The 19,060-nt window shown below is 41.2% G+C and carries 20 protein-coding genes and 1 pseudogene; all 21 read left to right on the top strand.

The genetic code is table 11. The annotated features are described in order from the left end of the window. Positions 1–555: a hypothetical protein gene (locus AC3VI6_RS07595; protein ID WP_497705725.1), complete on the top strand. Its 555-nt coding sequence runs from the start codon at positions 1–3 to the stop codon at positions 553–555. Next, positions 549–5,975, top strand: a complete 5,427-nt coding sequence (locus tag AC3VI6_RS07590; RefSeq protein WP_497706580.1) for a T9SS type B sorting domain-containing protein — start codon at positions 549–551, stop codon at positions 5,973–5,975. The genes AC3VI6_RS07595 and AC3VI6_RS07590 overlap by 7 nt, the downstream gene beginning before the upstream one ends. Positions 5,976–5,977: 2 nt before the next feature. After that, positions 5,978–6,889 (top strand): PorP/SprF family type IX secretion system membrane protein, encoded by a 912-nt coding sequence (locus AC3VI6_RS07585; RefSeq protein ID WP_163517001.1) that lies wholly within the window; start codon positions 5,978–5,980, stop codon positions 6,887–6,889. A 58-nt stretch (positions 6,890–6,947) separates the two neighbouring features. Then, the gene (locus tag AC3VI6_RS07580; RefSeq protein WP_497705724.1) at positions 6,948–7,532 is read left to right on the top strand and encodes an NAD(P)H-dependent oxidoreductase; all 585 of its coding nucleotides are present in this window, start codon (positions 6,948–6,950) and stop codon (positions 7,530–7,532) included. Positions 7,533–7,602: 70 nt separating this feature from the next. Next, a complete protein-coding gene (locus AC3VI6_RS07575) occupies positions 7,603–8,160 on the top strand; it encodes a DUF6985 domain-containing protein (protein WP_497705723.1) in 558 nt (185 codons plus the stop codon). 160 nt (positions 8,161–8,320) lie between these two features. Further along, positions 8,321–8,836 (top strand): hypothetical protein, encoded by a 516-nt coding sequence (locus AC3VI6_RS07570; RefSeq protein WP_497705722.1) that lies wholly within the window; start codon positions 8,321–8,323, stop codon positions 8,834–8,836. After that, on the top strand, positions 8,782–9,624 hold the full coding sequence (locus tag AC3VI6_RS07565) for a DUF7079 family protein (protein ID WP_497705721.1): 843 nt from the start codon (positions 8,782–8,784) through the stop codon (positions 9,622–9,624). Before AC3VI6_RS07570 ends, AC3VI6_RS07565 begins: the two co-directional genes overlap by 55 nt. Before the next feature lie 121 nt (positions 9,625–9,745). After that, positions 9,746–10,324 carry a Crp/Fnr family transcriptional regulator gene (locus AC3VI6_RS07560; RefSeq protein ID WP_497705720.1) on the top strand — a complete coding sequence of 193 codons (579 nt, stop codon included), beginning with the start codon at positions 9,746–9,748 and terminating at the stop codon, positions 10,322–10,324. Positions 10,325–10,457: 133 nt separating this feature from the next. Continuing rightward, the gene (locus tag AC3VI6_RS07555; protein ID WP_497705719.1) at positions 10,458–10,889 is read left to right on the top strand and encodes an SRPBCC domain-containing protein; all 432 of its coding nucleotides are present in this window, start codon (positions 10,458–10,460) and stop codon (positions 10,887–10,889) included. A 209-nt stretch (positions 10,890–11,098) separates the two neighbouring features. Continuing rightward, positions 11,099–11,305: pseudogene (locus AC3VI6_RS07550) on the top strand (helix-turn-helix domain-containing protein); the annotation flags it as partial. A gap of 85 nt (positions 11,306–11,390) precedes the next feature. Beyond that, positions 11,391–11,945, top strand: a complete 555-nt coding sequence (locus AC3VI6_RS07545) for a Crp/Fnr family transcriptional regulator (protein WP_497705718.1) — start codon at positions 11,391–11,393, stop codon at positions 11,943–11,945. 72 nt (positions 11,946–12,017) lie between these two features. Further along, positions 12,018–12,440: a DoxX family protein gene (locus AC3VI6_RS07540; RefSeq protein WP_497705717.1), complete on the top strand. Its 423-nt coding sequence runs from the start codon at positions 12,018–12,020 to the stop codon at positions 12,438–12,440. 6 nt (positions 12,441–12,446) lie between these two features. After that, on the top strand, positions 12,447–12,842 hold the full coding sequence (locus AC3VI6_RS07535; RefSeq protein WP_497705716.1) for a thioredoxin family protein: 396 nt from the start codon (positions 12,447–12,449) through the stop codon (positions 12,840–12,842). Next, positions 12,839–13,795 carry an FAD:protein FMN transferase gene (locus tag AC3VI6_RS07530; protein WP_497705715.1) on the top strand — a complete coding sequence of 319 codons (957 nt, stop codon included), beginning with the start codon at positions 12,839–12,841 and terminating at the stop codon, positions 13,793–13,795. The genes AC3VI6_RS07535 and AC3VI6_RS07530 overlap by 4 nt, the downstream gene beginning before the upstream one ends. Further along, positions 13,752–13,958 carry a DUF4266 domain-containing protein gene (locus AC3VI6_RS07525; protein WP_497705714.1) on the top strand — a complete coding sequence of 69 codons (207 nt, stop codon included), beginning with the start codon at positions 13,752–13,754 and terminating at the stop codon, positions 13,956–13,958. Before AC3VI6_RS07530 ends, AC3VI6_RS07525 begins: the two co-directional genes overlap by 44 nt. Positions 13,959–14,059: 101 nt before the next feature. Continuing rightward, complete coding sequence (locus AC3VI6_RS07520) at positions 14,060–15,247, top strand: DUF3570 domain-containing protein (RefSeq protein ID WP_497705713.1); 1,188 nt, start codon at positions 14,060–14,062, stop codon at positions 15,245–15,247. 183 nt (positions 15,248–15,430) lie between these two features. Then, positions 15,431–16,282: an RteC domain-containing protein gene (locus AC3VI6_RS07515; RefSeq protein ID WP_497705712.1), complete on the top strand. Its 852-nt coding sequence runs from the start codon at positions 15,431–15,433 to the stop codon at positions 16,280–16,282. Positions 16,283–16,559: 277 nt separating this feature from the next. Continuing rightward, complete coding sequence (locus AC3VI6_RS07510) at positions 16,560–16,844, top strand: helix-turn-helix domain-containing protein (RefSeq protein WP_121847545.1); 285 nt, start codon at positions 16,560–16,562, stop codon at positions 16,842–16,844. A 3-nt stretch (positions 16,845–16,847) separates the two neighbouring features. After that, positions 16,848–17,600, top strand: a complete 753-nt coding sequence (locus AC3VI6_RS07505) for a hypothetical protein (RefSeq protein ID WP_497705711.1) — start codon at positions 16,848–16,850, stop codon at positions 17,598–17,600. After that, positions 17,584–18,246 carry a P-loop NTPase family protein gene (locus AC3VI6_RS07500; protein ID WP_085767712.1) on the top strand — a complete coding sequence of 221 codons (663 nt, stop codon included), beginning with the start codon at positions 17,584–17,586 and terminating at the stop codon, positions 18,244–18,246. Before AC3VI6_RS07505 ends, AC3VI6_RS07500 begins: the two co-directional genes overlap by 17 nt. Continuing rightward, positions 18,215–19,045, top strand: a complete 831-nt coding sequence (locus AC3VI6_RS07495; RefSeq protein WP_497705710.1) for a DUF6577 family protein — start codon at positions 18,215–18,217, stop codon at positions 19,043–19,045. Before AC3VI6_RS07500 ends, AC3VI6_RS07495 begins: the two co-directional genes overlap by 32 nt. Positions 19,046–19,060: the final 15 nt, after the last annotated feature.

Genomic DNA, 19,060 nt, shown 5'->3' with positions numbered 1-19,060 from the left:
ATGACAACAAAGAAAATTATGGGCATTATCGCAGGGGTCGTTATCGGCGGCATCGGGCTGTTTGTTTTTATGCTCTATGCCACCATAAAGACAAAATCCACCAGCCTCAAAAACTACGAACCCTATAAGGAATGGGTGGGAAAAACCGTTACGTTGGACAAGGAAACCGTGATGTTCGAGGAAAAGGACTATATGATTCTGAACTCCAAATATCCCTATACCCTGTTGGACAGCCTGCACCCGAATTGGCAATACCTACACGATTTGGAGGCGTTGGGCAAGGTGGACAAAATAACCACCTTTCCCGCCGGGACCCGATTGGCTCTGGAAAAGGCCATCCAATACACCAATGGCGTTTCTGGAAGTTCCGACCCCATACTGTTCGGCACCGTAAACCATGACGGAAAAGTGTATAAAGTGGGGTATCCGTGGGGCAAACAAGATATCGGCAAGGCCCTCGATCAAATTCCGGAAAGCTGGAAATTCCACCAAGCACCGTGGCAGACCGAACAGGACACGGCCTATTATGCCCTACCCCGAGCAAATTGGTGGTAGAGGGCAAAGCAAAAGATAAAAATACGTTTATTATTGAACCAATATTATTGAATATGAACACAACCCGAATCCCTTTACTTTTCCTACTACTGTTCAGTACGGTTTTAAGTGCCCAAATTTATGTGTCCCCCACCGGCACAGGCGATGGAAGCTCGTGGGCACAGGCGACAAATTTGGCCGATGCATTACGATGGGCGTACCAAAACCGCAATAATAATTTGTGGTCGGAAACAGCACCTCTTCAAATCTGGGCCAGTAACGGTGTTCATTACCCGAGATATAATAATTCCGGTGATGATGTAGGTGCCACATCCCGACAAAATACGTTTACCCTCGTCAGCAACGTGCAATTGTACGGCGGGTTTCAAGGTACTGAAACCACATTATCCGATAGGGTTTTACCAGCAAATCGAAATTTCCAAACAATTTTGAGCGGCGATTATAATGGAGATGATAACATAACCGGATTTGGGGAAGACCTGGTGATTTCCGGGAACAATGAAAATGTATTGGGCGTTGTACAAGGGCAAGGCGATTTAGGTGTTGCCGTGTTGGATGGTTTTCAGGTTACGGGAGGATACGCAAATTCTTCAACATATTATATTGGCAGTGGTTTGAGGGTCAATAATATTGAGGGACTTTCAATTCAGAATGTATTGTTTAGGGGAAATATGGCAACAGGTTCCGCAGGGGCGGTATTTGTTAATCGTTCAAGTCCAGGTGAAGGTATAGTTATTGAAGATTGTGATTTTAGACACAATTATGGGGAATCAGGCGGAGGAGGGCTAACCGTTTTTTATAGTGAAGGATCCACTGTCAGAAATTCACGGTTTATTGGTAACTATGCAGCAAATGAAGGTGGTGGGCTCCGTGTAACAGGGAGTTATGGAGGTACTGAATTACCTGAGGTATCAAATTGTACATTCTCAAGAAATTGGGGAGGTACTGGCGGAGCAATATATACAAATGCGGATCTTCTCGTGAGAAATAGCTTGGTTTTTGATAATTCAGGTGGCTATGGTGGTGGACTTTTTGTACGTGGAGGCAATATGTTGACAATCATCAATTCTACCATTGTAAACAATATAGCTACTGTAGGAGGAGGAATGTCTACACGACATGGAACGAATAATAGAATTAGGCTTTTCAATTCCATTGTCTTGGGAAATACTTCCCGGAATGCCAATTTTGAAGATGGTGTTCATCTAGAAGACCCAACCGATGAGCTTATAAGAAGATATAGTTTAGTACAAGGTTTTAATGGCACAGCAAATGGAAATTTGAGTGCTTCGGGAGTACAACTGAACCATGTATTTCAAAACCCTGCCACCAATGATTTTAGTTTGTTGTCAAGTAGTCCCGGCGTGAATGCGGGCAGTAACTCTCTGTATAATAGCAATGGAGGAAATCTTGGTGCAGATTTGGATTTGAATGGTCAATCTCGACGTTTCGGGGCAAATATCGACATGGGTGCCTACGAATTGCAAGATGAGCCAACCTTGCCCACCGTTCCCGGCTGTGCCACGAACATAACGCCTGCGAATAATGCCACGGATGTTGCCGTAGATACAAACATCACTTGGGACGCCGTTTCCGGAGCGGACGGTTATTACGTCAACATCGGAACGACTTCGGGCGGAACGGAACTCGTAAACAATGCCGATGTTACAACGGGGACAAGCTATAATCCCACAACGGACTTTCCGGAAGATACGGATATTTTTGTTACGGTAGTTCCCTACAATTCGGCAGGCAACGCTACGGGCTGTTCGGGAATCAGTTTTACCACGGAAACCTTGGCCACCGTTCCTAACTGTACCGTGATTACCAGTCCGACCGATGGTGCTACGGACGTGGCAGTAAATGCCAATATTGTTTGGGATGCCGTTACGGGAGCGGACGGGTATTACGTCAGCATCGGGACGACTTTGGGCGGTACGGAATTGGTCGATAATGCCGATGTAACAACAGGAACAAGCTATAATCCCACAACGGACTTCCCCGAGGACACCGAGATTTTTGTTTCGGTGATTCCGTACAACACTGCAGGCAACGCTACGGGCTGTTCGGGAATCAGTTTTACCACGGAAACCTTGGCCACCGTTCCTAACTGTACCGTGATTACCAGTCCGACCAATGGAGCAACCGATGTTAATATCAGTACAAATATCACTTGGAATGCCGTTTCCGGTGCTGACGGCTATTACATCAGTATCGGAACGACCTCTGGCGGTACGGAATTGGTGGATAATGCCGATGTTACAACGGGAACAAGCTACAATCCCACATCGGATTTCCCCGAGGACACCGAGATTTTTGTTTCGGTGATTCCGTACAACGCTGCAGGCAACGCTACGGGCTGTTCGGGAATCAGTTTTACCACGGAAACCTTGGTCACTGTTCCAAACTGTGCGACAATTACCAGTCCGACCAATGGAGCAACCGATGTTAATATCAGTACAAATATCACTTGGAATGCCGTTACGGGTGCGGACGGTTATTATGTCAATATCGGCACCACTTCCGGCGGTACGGAACTCGTAAACAATGCCGATGTTACAACGGGAACAAGCTACAATCCCACATCGGACTTTCCCGAGGATACGGATATTTTTGTTTCGGTAATTCCGTACAATTCGGTCGGCCCTGCCACGGGTTGTTCGGGAATCAGTTTTACTACGGAAACCTTGGCGACCGTTCCGGGTTGTACAACGATTACCGGTCCGACCGATGGTGCTACGGACGTTGCGGTGGATGCCAATATTGTTTGGAATGCCGTTACGGGTGCGGACGGTTATTACGTCAATATCGGCACCACTTCCGGCGGTACGGAACTCGTAAACAATGCCGATGTTACAACGGGAACGAGCTATAACCCCACAACGGATTTCCCCGAGGACACGGAAATTTTTGTTTCCGTAATCCCGTATAATTCAGTGGGCGAAGCAACGGGCTGTTCGGGAATCAGTTTTACTACGGAGGAAATCATTGTACCGACCGTTCCGGATTGTGCCACGATTGCCGCCCCGACCAATGGAGCCACGGACGTGGCAGTAAATGCCAATATTGTTTGGAACGCCGTTACGGATGCGGACGGTTATTACGTCAACATCGGTACGACCTCGGGCGGTACGGAATTGGTGGACAATGCCGATGTAACATCGGGAACAAGCTATAATCCCACATCGGACTTCCCCGAGGACACCGAGATTTTTGTTTCGGTGATTCCATATAATTCAGCAGGCAATGCCACGGGTTGTTCGGAAATCAGTTTTACCACGGAGGACACTACTCCGGCACCGACCGTTCCTAACTGTACCGTGATTACCGGTCCGACTGATGGGGCAACGGACGTGGCAGTAAATGCCAATATTGTTTGGAACGCCGTTACGGATGCGGACGGTTATTACGTCAACATCGGTACGACCTCGGGCGGTACGGAATTGGTGGACAATGCCGATGTAACATCGGGAACAAGCTATAATCCCACATCGGACTTCCCCGAGGACACCGAGATTTTTGTTTCGGTGATTCCATATAATTCAGCAGGCAATGCCACGGGTTGTTCGGAAATCAGTTTTACCACGGAGGACACTACTCCGGCACCGACCGTTCCTAACTGTACCGTGATTACCGGTCCGACTGATGGGGCAACGGACGTGGCAGTAAATGCCAATATTGTTTGGAACGCCGTTTCCGGGGCGGACGGCTATTACGTCAGTATCGGCACGATCTCAGGTGGAACGGAACTCGTAAACAATGCCGATGTTACAACGGGAACAAGCTACAATCCCACATCGGACTTTCCCGAGGATACGGATATTTTTGTTTCGGTAATTCCGTACAATTCGGTCGGCCCTACCACGGGTTGTTCGGGAATCAGTTTTACTACGGAAACCTTGGCGACCGTTCCGGGTTGTACAACTATTACCGGTCCGACCGATGGTGCTACGGACGTTGCGGTGGATGCCAATATTGTTTGGAATGCCGTTACGGGTGCGGACGGTTATTACGTCAACATCGGGACGACTTCGGGCGGAACGGAACTCGTAAACAATGCCGATGTTACAACGGGAACAAGCTATAATCCCACAACGGACTTTCCGGAGAATACGAATATTTTTATTTCGGTAATTCCGTACAATTCGGTCGGCCCTGCTACGGGTTGTTCGGGAATCAGTTTTACTACGGAAACCTTGGCCACTGCACCGACCTGTACCACTATTATCAGTCCGACCAATGGAGCAACCGATGTTAATATCAGTACAAATATCACCTGGAACGCCGTTTCCGGTGCGGACGGGTATTACGTCAGTATCGGTACGACCTCGGGCGGTACGGAATTGGTGGACAATGCCGATGTAACATCGGGAACAAGCTATAATCCCACATCGGACTTCCCCGAGGACACCGAGATTTTTGTTTCGGTGATTCCATATAATTCAGCAGGCAATGCCACGGGTTGTTCGGAAATCAGTTTTACCACGGAGGACACTACTCCGGCACCGACCGTTCCTAACTGTACCGTGATTACCGGTCCGACTGATGGGGCAACGGACGTGGCAGTAAATGCCAATATTGTTTGGAACGCCGTTACGGATGCGGACGGTTATTACGTCAACATCGGTACGACCTCGGGCGGTACGGAATTGGTGGACAATGCCGATGTAACATCGGGAACAAGCTATAATCCCACATCGGACTTCCCCGAGGACACCGAGATTTTTGTTTCGGTGATTCCATATAATTCAGCAGGCAATGCCACGGGTTGTTCGGAAATCAGTTTTACCACGGAGGACACTACTCCGGCACCGACCGTTCCTAACTGTACCGTGATTACCGGTCCGACTGATGGGGCAACGGACGTGGCAGTAAATGCCAATATTGTTTGGAACGCCGTTTCCGGGGCGGACGGCTATTACGTGAGCATCGGGACGACTTCGGGCGGTACGGAACTCGTGGATAATGCCGATGTTACAACGGGAACGAGCTACAATCCCACAACGGATTTTCCCGAGGACACCGAGATTTTTGTTTCGGTGATTCCGTATAATTCGGCAGGCAATGCTACGGGCTGTTCGGGAATCAGTTTTACTACGGAAACCCGAACCACTGATTTGGTCGATGAAACCAAATACGGTTTTTCCCCCAATGGCGACGGCATCAACGATGTTTGGGTCATTCACGGCATTGAAAATTATCCCGAAAACATCGTTTCCATTTACAACCGTTGGGGCGATATGGTGTTCCAAATCCGGGGCTATAACAACGGCACGAATGTGTTTCGGGGAACCGCAAACCGCTTGAGAAGCCTGGGTGCCGACCAATTGCCCTCGGGGACCTATTTCTTTCAAATCGAGAACCTTCCGGAGCAGCATCACCTAAAAAAGACAACCGGCTTTTTAGTCCTAAAACGTTAACCATGAGATTATTCAAAATATACATCCCCGCACTTATGGTGCTTGTCTTCGGTTTTGTCGGCCATGCACAACAGACTGCTTTATTTCCGGAGTACAATTACAATCCGTTTATCGTCAATTCCGCTTATGCCGGTATGGCGAACGGTGCCGAGGCGACCTTGAGCCATTACGGCTATTTAAACGGTATCGAAGGGAATCCCACAACGATTTCGTTCAGTTTCCATACCCCGATTTCCGATGGAAAAATGGGCCTTGGCGGAGCCATTTTACACGACAAAATAGGTGTGACCACCAGCACCCATGTGGTTGCGGCCTATTCCTATAAAATATTCTTTGACGAAAGGAGCAACCGCCCCTACTGGCAGATTTACGACCAAAACGTACTGTCATTCGGGATTACTGCGGGAGTACGGCAGTACAGTGAAAATTTGTTGGATTTGGGCATCGTGGGCGACCCGGAATTCGACGAGAACATCAACGCTACCATCCCCACCATCGGAGTCGGATTTCTGTATAACCGGAAACATTTTTATATGGGCGTTTCGGCCCCCAATATTCTGGGCGACCAACTGGCCTCCCGCGACGACCTGAACCTTAGGAATCCGTTTTACGGTTATTTCGGCTATCGTTTTTTTACCAACAGGTTTGAAGAAATTATGCTCAAGCCCAGCGTTTTGCTGAAGCACGAAAGGGGTGCCCCTATGCAGGTGGACGTGAACCTTGCCGTGAATTATAAAAATAAGTTTGAGATTGGTACCGGCTACCGGAGTAGTGCTTCCATAAACTTTTTGGGTGGAATATATGCCTTAAAAAACCTAAAGTTTGTGTATTTCTATAACGTAGCACTTAAAAATAGTATGTTGGGCAATAGCCACGGTATTGTACTGTCGTATCGTTTTAACGGAAAATCCTAGTGGGTTTTCCGCCATAAGCCATAGACAAAACCTATGTAGCCAATTTAAAAAAACAAGAATGACAAAAAAGAAAATACTAATCATAAACGGACACCCAGATAAAGAAAGTTTCAACTTTGGGCTTTCCGAGGGTTACCGAAAAGGAGCGGAAAAAACAGGTGCCGAAATAAAGGAAATTAACATTAGAGAGTTGGATTTCAATCCCAATCTTCAATTTGGTTATAGAAAACGAACCGAACTTGAACCTGACTTATTACAAGCACAAGAAAAACTAAAATGGGCAGACCATATTGTTTGGGTGTATCCCGTTTGGTGGGGTTCTGTGCCTGCCATTATGAAAGGATTTTTAGACAGAGTTTTACTTCCCGGATTTGCTTTCAAGAAAAAGGAAGGCTCTTTGTGGTGGGACAAATATTTTACAGGAAAAACCTCAAGATTGATTTGCACTTTGGACCAACCTGCTTGGTATTACAAATGGTTTTACGGAAGCCCTACTAACAAGGCAATGAAAAAATTGACAATGAATTTTATTGGCGTAAAGTCAGTAAAAATTACTTCGATTGGCCCAATTCGACTATCGACTGAAGATTTCCGCTACAAATGGTTGAAGAAAATCGAGAATCTTGGCGAGAAAAATATTTGACCTTTGAAAAAGTGAAAAAACAAAATGAAAAAAATTCCTGTCAGATGCATTAAGAACAGAAAAAAATCAAATGACTTTAATATTAGAACAACTGAAAGAACAAAATGAAAATTTTGGCGAAATAGATTTGGAAGTAAACAATTTCATTTTTAAAGACTGGAACGTTTATTACAATCTGTACAATCCGGAAAATTTTGAAGATCCTGAAAATAGCCATGAATGGTATGACGATTCGGATGTATATGATTATTATGAAGAACCATATTCCAATCCCAAAAAAGTGATTTTTTATTCTTCGGAAAAAGTTAAAAGCTTTAAAAGTGTTGAAGAACTGATAAATAAATCTACCGAAGTAGAGAAAAAAATCCTAGCCTATATAGTTCATTCTACATTTGGAAGTGGCGGGGCATATGCGGCTGCGAAACGTTATGAATATGCAAAAAGAACTATGGAAATTCTACATAAGGTTAATTTCACCAATGAAGAATTTATCAAACGAAATTTATGTATCAACACAATTTGCATGGGGCAGGAAGATGAATTAGAATTGGTTTTTGATTGTAGTTGGGATGAAGAACACGGACTTAAAATTCTATTAAAGAATAATAAAATTAAATCAGTAGAGTAAACAACGGCATCCAATACGGATGCTATAAGCAATTGCGGAGAACGTAACAAGCCCCAAGTTTCTGCCATTTTGCTGTCTTAGTAAGTAAAGTTCGGGGCGAACAAAACTCTTTTTACGTCATGGACATAGTAAAATCCATCAACAAAACACCAATAGGCTTATGGGTAGCGCACTAAAAACGGTAATCCTAATTTTCGTGGGCTTGGCCATCATCGCCCTGTTGACCATGCACTATCTGACCAAGACGCGCACCAAGGGCCTGAACGATACCGAACCGTTCCGGCCCCTGATTGGGAAAACGGTGACCACGTTGAGACCGGTGCAGGTATATAGGAAAAAGAAAATAAAGAACAAGGATTACCCTTACGACCTATACGAACTGGGAATCGGGAGGCGATATCCCGGGTCCGACGGGTTCGAAAGAGAGCTATTGGACACCGTTCCCCAAGGTGCTGCCCTTCGGTGGGACAAGGCAGAGATACGACATTACGGCTGGGGAGGCAGCGGGGCCTACTGCCTACTGGGCTCACTGCACTTTGAGGACAAGGAGTATAAGGTAGAATATGTGTGGAACGATATTACCGGGGATCCAAAGGGCAAAAAGCGGTTCATGCAAGCACCATGGCAGGCGATAAAGGACATTACTGTGTACGACGTTCCCTATATCCTGTATTAAGATGGGGAGCTATGGGCAGGGGCATATACGTTTCCGCCAATTTGCCATCTTTGCACCAAACCAAAAAGTTAGCACATAAAATCTACTACATCATACACTTGACCTTTGTGCCTATTGAACAAAACGCAATGAATTTTCTAAAAAACATACTCAAATCAATAAAAAAAGAAACTTCTAAAGGAGCTTTTTTTAACTTGACTGAATATGAAATTAAAAATCTATTGTGTGGAATTGGAAAATCGAAAATTGCTGAAAATGAAATAGAGATTTCAGACTATCCATTCGAGCCTTCAATTGCCTATCCCAACAAAACTATCAAAGCAAACGAAATAGACGCTATGAGTGTGGATTTTGGAGTTTGCAAAGTATATGTCACTAATGATATAATTTTCGTTTCAGCAGAGAAAAAAGAAGAATTAAAAAAATTTGCGGAAAGAAATAACATAAAATTGACCGAACATAGCTGGAATTGGGATTGGATTTTGGAACCTTACCTAGATACGGAATTTACCCAAGAAAATGAGCAACGAGTTTTAAAAAGACTTGAAGAAAATGGAATTGAAAAACAAGAAGTTGACCAAATAAGGGCAGAAGTTGGGGAACAGATGTATAAATATAATTTTGATACAATGTTATGGGATTGGTGCAGTCTGGGATTGACCGATGTTCTCTCTGCAATGAGAGCAAAATACGATAAAAGTAAATTTAGAGACTTTTATAAAATAGCTATAGAGATTGATAAACGGAAAAAAACACGAACGCACAACAAAAATGTATATAAACAATAGCGGTTAAGTGCCTATCATAAAATAGATTCCATAAATTTACGGCAGTACCAAACCGAAAAGTGAGCCTACAAAACCCCGCTACTGCACTTACAAAAAGCCAATGTATTTATCAATAATATAGATGCCTGAACTAAGAAAACATATAATTCAAACCTTTGGATTTACTGAAAATGAATTTCAACAGATAAAGAGCCTCTTTAAACCAAAAGTAATTTTAGAAGGAGATTATTTCTTGAAAGAAGGTCAATATGTAAAAAAAATGGGGTTCGTGGAGAAGGGCATACTTCGAGAGTTCTTATACGTGAATGAAAAAGAAGTAACTAAATGGTTTTCTTCAAGCGGATATTTTGCTGTTGATTTATCTGGGTTTCTATTTGACCAAAAATCAAAAGTAAACTACCGAGCAGTGACGGATGTAGAGCTTTGGACGATTTCAAAAGAGAACTACAACAAAATTTCAACAAGAGTACCCAGATGGGACAAATTAGAAAAGATGTTTTTGTCCAAGTGTTTTACTGTGTTGGAAAATAGAGTAATTTCCCATTTGGCACTTAATGCAGAAGAAAGATATAATCAATTCTTTGCCTTTAACCCAACTCTTTTCAATGAAGTACCACTTAATCAAATAGCTTCAATGCTTGGAATGACAGCCGAGACATTAAGCCGAATACGAAAAAAGCAAACGAAACGCACTTCTTGATTTATGTCAAGCCGATAGAAAAATTTAGTCCTCAACTTTGCCTCAACAAAATTGAATAAAAATGAAGCAAGGTTTAATTCTAATTTTTTTAACGGCAATGGCCATTAATGTCAAAGCACAAAATCAGTCACAAATGACAATCAATCAAGATGCACCAGTAGTACAAACAAACGAGATAGTAATCAATGCTACATCCGAAAAAGTATGGCAAATTTTGACCAACATTCAAAACTGGGATAAATGGAATGAAAGAATAAAAAAACCAAAACTGCTAAGTAATTTACAAGATGGAAGTAGTTTTACTTGGAAAACCAATGGAAGTAAAATCAGGTCAAAGATTCATTCCTTTTCAACCAATAAAATTCTTGGTTGGCGAGGAAAAACGTTTGGTGCAAGTGCAATTCATAACTGGTATTTAGAACCAACTGAAAACGGCACAAAAGTGAAAGTTGAAGAAAGTATGGAAGGCTGGATTATCAACTTGATGAAGAAGAAAATGAACGAAAGATTAGCAGAAGATATGCTCTATTGGTTGGAACAATTGAAGCAAGAATGCGAAAAATAAATACAACAATAAACGAAGGGATTACAGAGCCATAATTTTATCTTGTTTGGAAATACCACTAATAGAACTTTCCCGATACAGCTTTAATTCCATTTCTACAAAAAGCATTATAACCAACAGCGTTTGGAAAAACTTTTGGAGTTGATAGAAATCTATTTTAAGGAACAGAAAACCGTTACATTCTACTCTGAAAAACCTATCAATTAAACACCATAACAAAGGCACTTCTCGGCAAAACACCGTCAACACTTATCAACGAATATGTTGTATTGGAAGCAAAAAGACTTTTGTTGGAAACCCGTAACCAAGTGCAACAAATAGCCGATTTGTTGGGTCATGAAGATGTTTCCCACTTAGTTGGATATTTCAAAAAGCACACTAAATTATTCGCCCGAAGCTTTCCGAAAAAACTTTGAATAAGTACCATAAACCCTATTTCTTGTCCTACAAATAGCTTGTAAGAATTATTAACTTCACACCACTTTTTGTACATTTGCAACTATGTTAAAGGATATTCTCTTAAAATATAACATCTTCAGTTTGGAGGAATTACAGAAAATCGTTCCTCTTTTTGAGTTTAGGCGGTTCCAAAAGGGAGGATACTTTGTAAATGTTGGAGAATATTCAAATACTTTGGCCATTGTCCAAAAAGGAATCCTAAGAGGCTATTTTTTAGGAGATGGTAAAGAACATACCTATTGTTTTCGTTCAGAAAACCAACCACTGGCATCCTATTCCTCATACCTCAACGGCAGTAGGAGCGAAAAAGCAATCCAAGCCATTACCGATGTCCAACTTTGGACTATTTCAAAAACCAATGCCGATAGATTGGAAAAGGAATATCCCAATTGGAGCCGGTTTATGAAAATGATTATTGACAACGAATACCGTTCTCTTGAAATACAAAGGCGGGAAGTTTTGGAAAAAACTTCCGCAGAACGTTATCAAACTATTGAAGAAAAATTTCCTGAGTACTTTAAAAACATCCCATTGCAATATATTGCTTCCTATATGGGAATTACACAGCGCCATTTAAGCCGTATTCGCAGTTTTTGATTTTTGGACAAATGTCCTTTTAACCGTTCTTCCCACATTCTAACTTCGCCCACAATAAAAGATTAAGTTAGAATGAAAAATAAAATCACTTTAAGGGTTTACTACGCCCTATTGTTAATAATAGCCTTGTTTTTTGCCGGTAGTGGTTATTTTGAGATTACAAAGAACCCTGCAACATTTCCAAAGAACGTAACCGATATGGGGTATCCGCCCTACTTCATTGTAAGTCTGGGCTATTTTAAAATACTTGGTTGCTTGGCACTTCTCATACCATTATTTACAAAAAACAATAAACTTGTCCGATTCGCAGAGTGGGCTTTAGTGGCTTTTCTATTGGATGTTGCTTTTGCCTTTATTTCCGAATTCCAAATCCATTCCCAAGCCGGAATGATAAGGGCGGCAATCGTGTTTGTCCTATTATTGACCACATTATTATTCCACTTGAATTTCTATGGAAACTTCTCTTATTCCATTAAAAACAAGAATGAAAACTAAACGGCTATGGGTAAAATAATTTCAATAGCAATTTCCTTACTATTGCTGCAGTCCTCTTTTAATCCTTCCGAAATCGATGCCAAAAAAACGTTGGTGGTATTCGAGGGTTCCGATTGGTGTGCCTACTGCCATAAGTTCGATAAAAAAATACTGAAGGACCCTTTATTTCAGGATTATCTGAACGAAAAAAATATCGAACTTCTCAGGGTCGATTTTCCGCAGCGGAAAAAACTAACGAAGGAACAAATCAAATTCAATAACGAAATTGCCGAAAAGTTCAATTTTAAAGGAATTTTCCCGACCATTATCATATCCAACGGCAATATCCACAGAGAACTAAGCTACAACTCGGATATAGATTTAAAAAGCTTTATTGAACAAATAGATGAGTTTGCCCAATGAAAACCTACACCCATACCGAAAAAATGATGGGCACTATTTTCTCAATGGGAGTGGTTGCCGAAAAAACGTCTATTGCCCAACAATTTTTGAGCGAAGGCATCAACGAAATAAAAAGACTGGAAGCCTTGTTGTCAGAATTCAAAGCGGATTCGATGACTTCAAAAATCAACCAAAACGCATCAGAAAAATGGGTAACCACCGATATCGAAACATTTCAACTGATAAAACGTAGCATTGCCATTTCACAATTAAGCAAAGGGGCTTTTGATATTACCGTAAGTCCTTTGAAGAAGCTGTACCGTTTTGACAAGGCCACATTTGAAATGCCGGAGCAAAAACACATCGAAAAGGCTTTAAAAAAAACAGGTTATAAAAAAATAGCCTTTGACGAAACCACTTGTTCGGTTAAATTCTTGGCAAACCAAATGGCAATTAGTTTTAGTGCCATCGGTAAAGGATTTGCTGCGGATAAAGTAATCGACTTGTGGAAGAACAACGGTTTGGAATCGGGCTATGTAAACGCCAGCGGTGATATTAGGGCAATCGGAAAAAATGAAAAAAACGAATTTTGGAAAGTGGGTGTTGCCAACCCCGAATCCATAACCTCAAGTATTTTTCAACTGCCACTTTCAAACAATGCCATTGCAACATCCGGAAACAGCGAACAGCATTTTCTTTATAAAGGAAAAAAATACTCGCACAACATAAACCCCTTTACCGGAAAGCCGTTGCAGGGCATAAAAAGCGTGACCGTAGTTTCACCAAGTGCCGAACTATCCGATGCCTTGGCTACGGCCGTTTATGTAAAAGGGGTTAAAAACGGCATCGGTTTTATCGACCAGCTGCCCCAAACGCACGCTATCATCATCGATAAAAAAAACAAAGTCCATTTTTCAAAAAAAATAAACTATGAAGTACATAATATCAATCCTCGCCATCTGCTTGCTGTGTAGCTGTTCTGCTGTAAAACCCTACGAAAGACAGTATATCAACGACCCGGAAATGCAAACAGCATCACATATGGGAAGTGCATTCAAAAATTATGTTTTTTCCATTCGGGAAGGAGCTATGCCCGTTACCAACCAAAAGTCGAGCGGAGGATGCGGTTGCAATTAAAGTAAAATACATCGGGGTAAGCGCACGAGGCGTTTTAGAGAACAAAAGTTTGATTTCGAAGTGAACCTTTGAGCATTTCAACCTCGATTATCGAGTAAAATATGAAAAGAAAATTTTTAGTGGTTGGCAGCATTGCTTTTTCGCAGTTTTTGGCATTTGCCCAACAAAAAGATACCATACCCGAAAAATTAAACAAGACTGAAATAGAATTTGTTTACAACCAATACGTACAAGACGGTAATAATTCTGCCATTACCGGTGGAACAGGAACCGAAAAAATGAACGTTTATGGCCCTTCTTTAACCTATAACAGAACTTTTGGCAAAAATGCCATTGGTTTTACATTGGGTTCCGATATTGTTTCTTCCGCTTCTGTAGATAACATCGACTTTGTGAGTTCGGTTTCAAGAGTGGATGCAAGAACATATATCAACGGAAATTATCAACGGAACATCAACGACTGGAGCTTTCTTTTGGGCGGCAGTATATCCGTTGAAAGCGATTATTTATCATTGGGAGCAAAAATTGGAGTTGCCAAAGAAGACAATGAAAATCTAAAAAACTATTCATTGGTTTTTCAATACTATAACGACGATTTACGTTGGGGGCGGCTTAATGCACAAACAGACTTTAAACCTACAACTTTGGTGTATCCCGTTGAGCTTCGTTATCAAGATTGGTACGATGATTACCGACGAAAATCGTATAACCTGAAAGGGGATTTTGGTTTTGTATTGAATACTCGCAACAGAATAGGCTTATCTGGAGAAATAGCCTATCAAAACGGATTGTTGGCAACACCTTTTCACAGGGTATATTTTAACGATGGTTCCTTGGCGGTGGAACAACTTCCGGACGAAAGATGGAAAGGTAGCTTTGGGGTAAATTGGAATACCTTTTTGGCAGGGCGTTTTATCCTTCGCAACGGTATCAATCTATATAAAGACAGTTGGAACATTGAAAGTATTTCAATAGATAACGAAACCGTCATTAAACTCGACCGTGAATTTAGCCTGATGCCCAACGTACGCTGGTACGCCCAAAGCGGAACGCCCTATTTTAAAAAGTATGGAGAACACAACCCCGAAGCGGACTATTACACTTCAGATTTTGATTTTAGCAAGTTGAATTCTTACAATCTTGGAATAGGACTAAAATTTACCCCATTTTCAGACTTAAACAAAAAATGGGTATTCAATACGTTACTGTTCAATTACAGTTATTATCGCAGAAACGACGGGTTAAACGCCCATTTATTCAGTTTGTCAATTTTGATTGGAACGGAATAAATTTTAGATAATCCTTAAAATTAAATATGATACCATTACAATATGAAACAGGACAACCCGAAAATGTGACGAATCAACAAAAAGAAAGCTAAAGAAAAGTAAAAAACAAAATGAATATTGTACTTACGGCAATCGACTTCCAAAGCCTACTTATTTAGGAGACTTTAAAGTTTACGTCCCAAAATGGAAAAGAAAATAAACAACATCCTATCAAACTATAGAATTGAAAATTCTGAAATAGCCAAAATGAATTTGGACAACCTATCCAATATTGGCAAGGGAATCCATATTTCGCGTAAGTACCTGCAAGAGCTTAGGGTGGTACTTCGCAGTGGCGATTTTAAGGATAAATTAAATGAAGTCAGGTTTTTTAAAGAACAGAAACCCTATATTCACGGGAGGTTGAAATTCTATGTCAAACTGTACAATTTTTTCACCCATAGACCGCTGGGCAGTGTAAAATCACAACATTTTTATATCGATTCGGAAATTAACAAACTACAGGCATACTATCAGAAAAACATCGATTTTGTAAAGTATTATCGTGAAAATTCCACTGTGTTGGATGAATTCTACTTTGTAAGGGGCAATGATACATTGCACCTGATTTCCGATACTTCCCATTTTTATACGGATTCTGAGTTTTCCACCAGTCACGACAATGCCGTTGCAAAAATCATAGCTTATGATTTACTGTTGGCATTTTACATAGAGGAACTGAATGCTTTGGAAACCGATAAAAAAAGCTCGTCCAAATCCATCCGAAAACTTTTTAAACTTCCAAATTTGGACTGGACAGGCAATAAAATTGATGCCATTGAATTAATTTATGCACTTCAAAACAATGGTTCCATCAATAAGGGAACGGCCGATATAAAAGAAATGGCAGCAGCCTTTGAGCAGATTTTCAATATCGACTTGGGCAACTACTACCATGCATTTGTTGAGCTGAAGGCAAGAAAAAGCAATCGCACCAAATTCCTTGATTCCCTAAAGGAATCGCTCATTAAACGTATGGACGAGTCCGATGAATAATTACCCAACCTAGGGTATAGGTTGGGTGTTTTAAATATCGGGACATATTACATTTTATTTGATGGATTTTAATAAACATAACTATATAAAGAACAAATAAATAGACGCTTTTTATTCTAAAATTTATTTTCAAAAAACATTCCCAATATTGGGTGCAACTATGGAATAAAATCCATTAATCCCCATCAATTTTGTAGAACGAAAGTCAAATCAGGTCAGGGGCTGTCAAATTAGTTGAAAGCAATGCGGCAGTCCCTTTCTTTTAAACTGTTCTATTATGCCAACAAGTATCATCACCACAGACGACCTTCGGGAATTCAAAATGGAATTGCTCGATGACATCAAAAACCTGCTTGCCAAACAATCCAAGGGCAGGCTAAAAAAATACCTCAAGTCTTCCGAGGTTATGGATTTATTGCAAGTAAGCCCCGGCACACTCCAAAACCTTCGCATCAACGGTACATTGCCCTATACCAAAGTGGGCGGTATCATTTACTACGATGCCGAGGAAATTCAAAAAGTTATGGATGCCAACCGTGTGCACCACGGTCTAAATCCGTAATCGATGAACTATATAAAGCTACTCAATGCGGCTTTTGAAAAATTCTATTTTGATGACCGCCTAAACCCGACCCATATCAGCCTGTATATGGCCTTGTTCCAGGAATGGAACAGCAACCGTTTTGCCGATGAATTCTACGTGAACCGTCGAGAGCTGATGCGCGTGGCGAAGATCGGCTCAAAATCTACCTACCACAGATGCATTGTCGATTTGGACGGCTGGCAATACCTTTCCTATTTTCCTTCCAACAATCCGTACAAGGGCAGTAAAGTCAAGATGGCCATTATCGGGGCAAGTGATGAACCGGATGCGGGACAGTACAATCCCAAATTGGAACAGCTTGCGGAACAGTACTATCCCAGAGGTGTACCGCTTGAGGGACACCACTATCCCAAAAACGGACAGGCAGTGAACCAGCACCGTCCCACCAGTGGACAAGCATTGGTATCTAATACAAACAATACCAAACAGGAAAACTTTATAAAACAGCCAAAGGACTGTCAGGCCGTTATTGATTTTTTTATTGAAAAAGGTTTTAATGCTGATGAAGGAAAAAAATTCTTCGAGCATTATGAAACTCGGAATTGGCAAACGAGCGATGGAAAAGAAATTCGAGACTGGCGAGCCTTGGCCACTAACTGGATGGGCAGGACAGAGTTATATGCCAAAGAAAACAAACCAAACAAAAAACAAGCGTCCCAAATCAAGGACAACTTGCGAACCACTAAAAACAAAGATTATGGACAACCCCTCTAAAATCACCGAAGGTGGCGTGGAATATTCGCTTGGCAAGTTTGACGGCAAGAGTGTTCTCTACGATTTTGACAAAATCCTGATTTACCTGAATGCCAAGGGAAAAATGCTCTTTGGAAAAAATTTCCGAATCTACGATGAGGACACGGCTATCATACGTAACCTCTGCCATTATTTCATCAAGGACAAAGAGAACTGTGAAAAGAACGGAATTGATATCGACAAAGGTATTTTACTTTCTGGACCTGTAGGATGTGGAAAAACCACCTTGATGAAATTGCTGCGCCATATCGTTCCAATGCAACGACCTTATGAAATGATTCCTTGCCGGAATGTAGCGTTTAGTTTTAACCATCTCGGTTTTAAAACCATTGAAGAATATGGTAACTCCAAATTTTTCTGTTTTGATGATTTGGGCGTAGAGCCAGCTGGTCGGTTTTATGGAAAGGATTTAAACGTAATGGGCGAAGTGCTCTTATCTCGATACGAGCTTTACCTACAGACAAAGCGTAAAATAAAAACCCACGCAACCACCAACCTCAATGCCGAAGAATTGGAAGAACGCTACGGAAACCGTGTTCGTAGCAGAATGCGGGAACTTTTTAATTTGATTGCTTTTGATACAAAGGCTACGGATAAACGGAAGTAATTGCTATTCACTATTAAACTTTGGCAAAAAATGTGTATTTTGCCAAAGTTTAACTCAAAATATCATTGTTCTGGAACAAACTATTAAAGATAAAATATCAACATACTTTGTTGACCAGCAAGCTATTTCAAAAACCAGTCTGGTAGAGCTTATTCAGAAAGATTTTCCAACCTTAAAGGAAAGTTCTATCACTGTGTATTTGTCTAAACTTAAAAAAGAAGGTGTGTTAAAAAACCCATCCAGAGGTATGTACGCTTTAAATGGTAAGGATAGATTTATTCCAGTTATTGACACCAAATTAAAACGACTGTACAATAAAATAAAAAAAGACTATCCATTCATTGAATTCTGTGTATGGAACACTTTATGGTTAAACGAATTTATGCGCCACCAACCATTTAAGTTTTACACCATAATTGAATTGGAAAAAGATGTGGCACAGTCCGTGTTTTACAAGTTGAAAGACCAGGGTAAAAACGTTTTTATAGAACCAGATGCTGAAACATTTGAACTGTACATTCATAATAGTGATGACGTAATAATCCTTAAACAATTGGTATCCGAAGCACCTTTAACCGAAATCGAAAATATCGTTATCCCATCCCTTGAAAAATTGTTGGTCGATATGCTTATAGACACTAATTTATTTGGTGCACAACAAAGTGAATTGGAATTTATTTACCGATCGGCATTCGAAAAGTTTGAGATAAGCAAAAGTAAAATGAAACGCTATGCTCACAGGCGCAATAGAGAGACGGAAGTTGAACACTTAAGCAATTTAACTTTGGCAAACAATTGATTTTATTGCCAAACA

The sequence above is a fragment of the Tenacibaculum sp. TB-56 genome, assembly GCF_059716275.2.
This window is presented reverse-complemented; position numbering and strand designations above follow the sequence as displayed.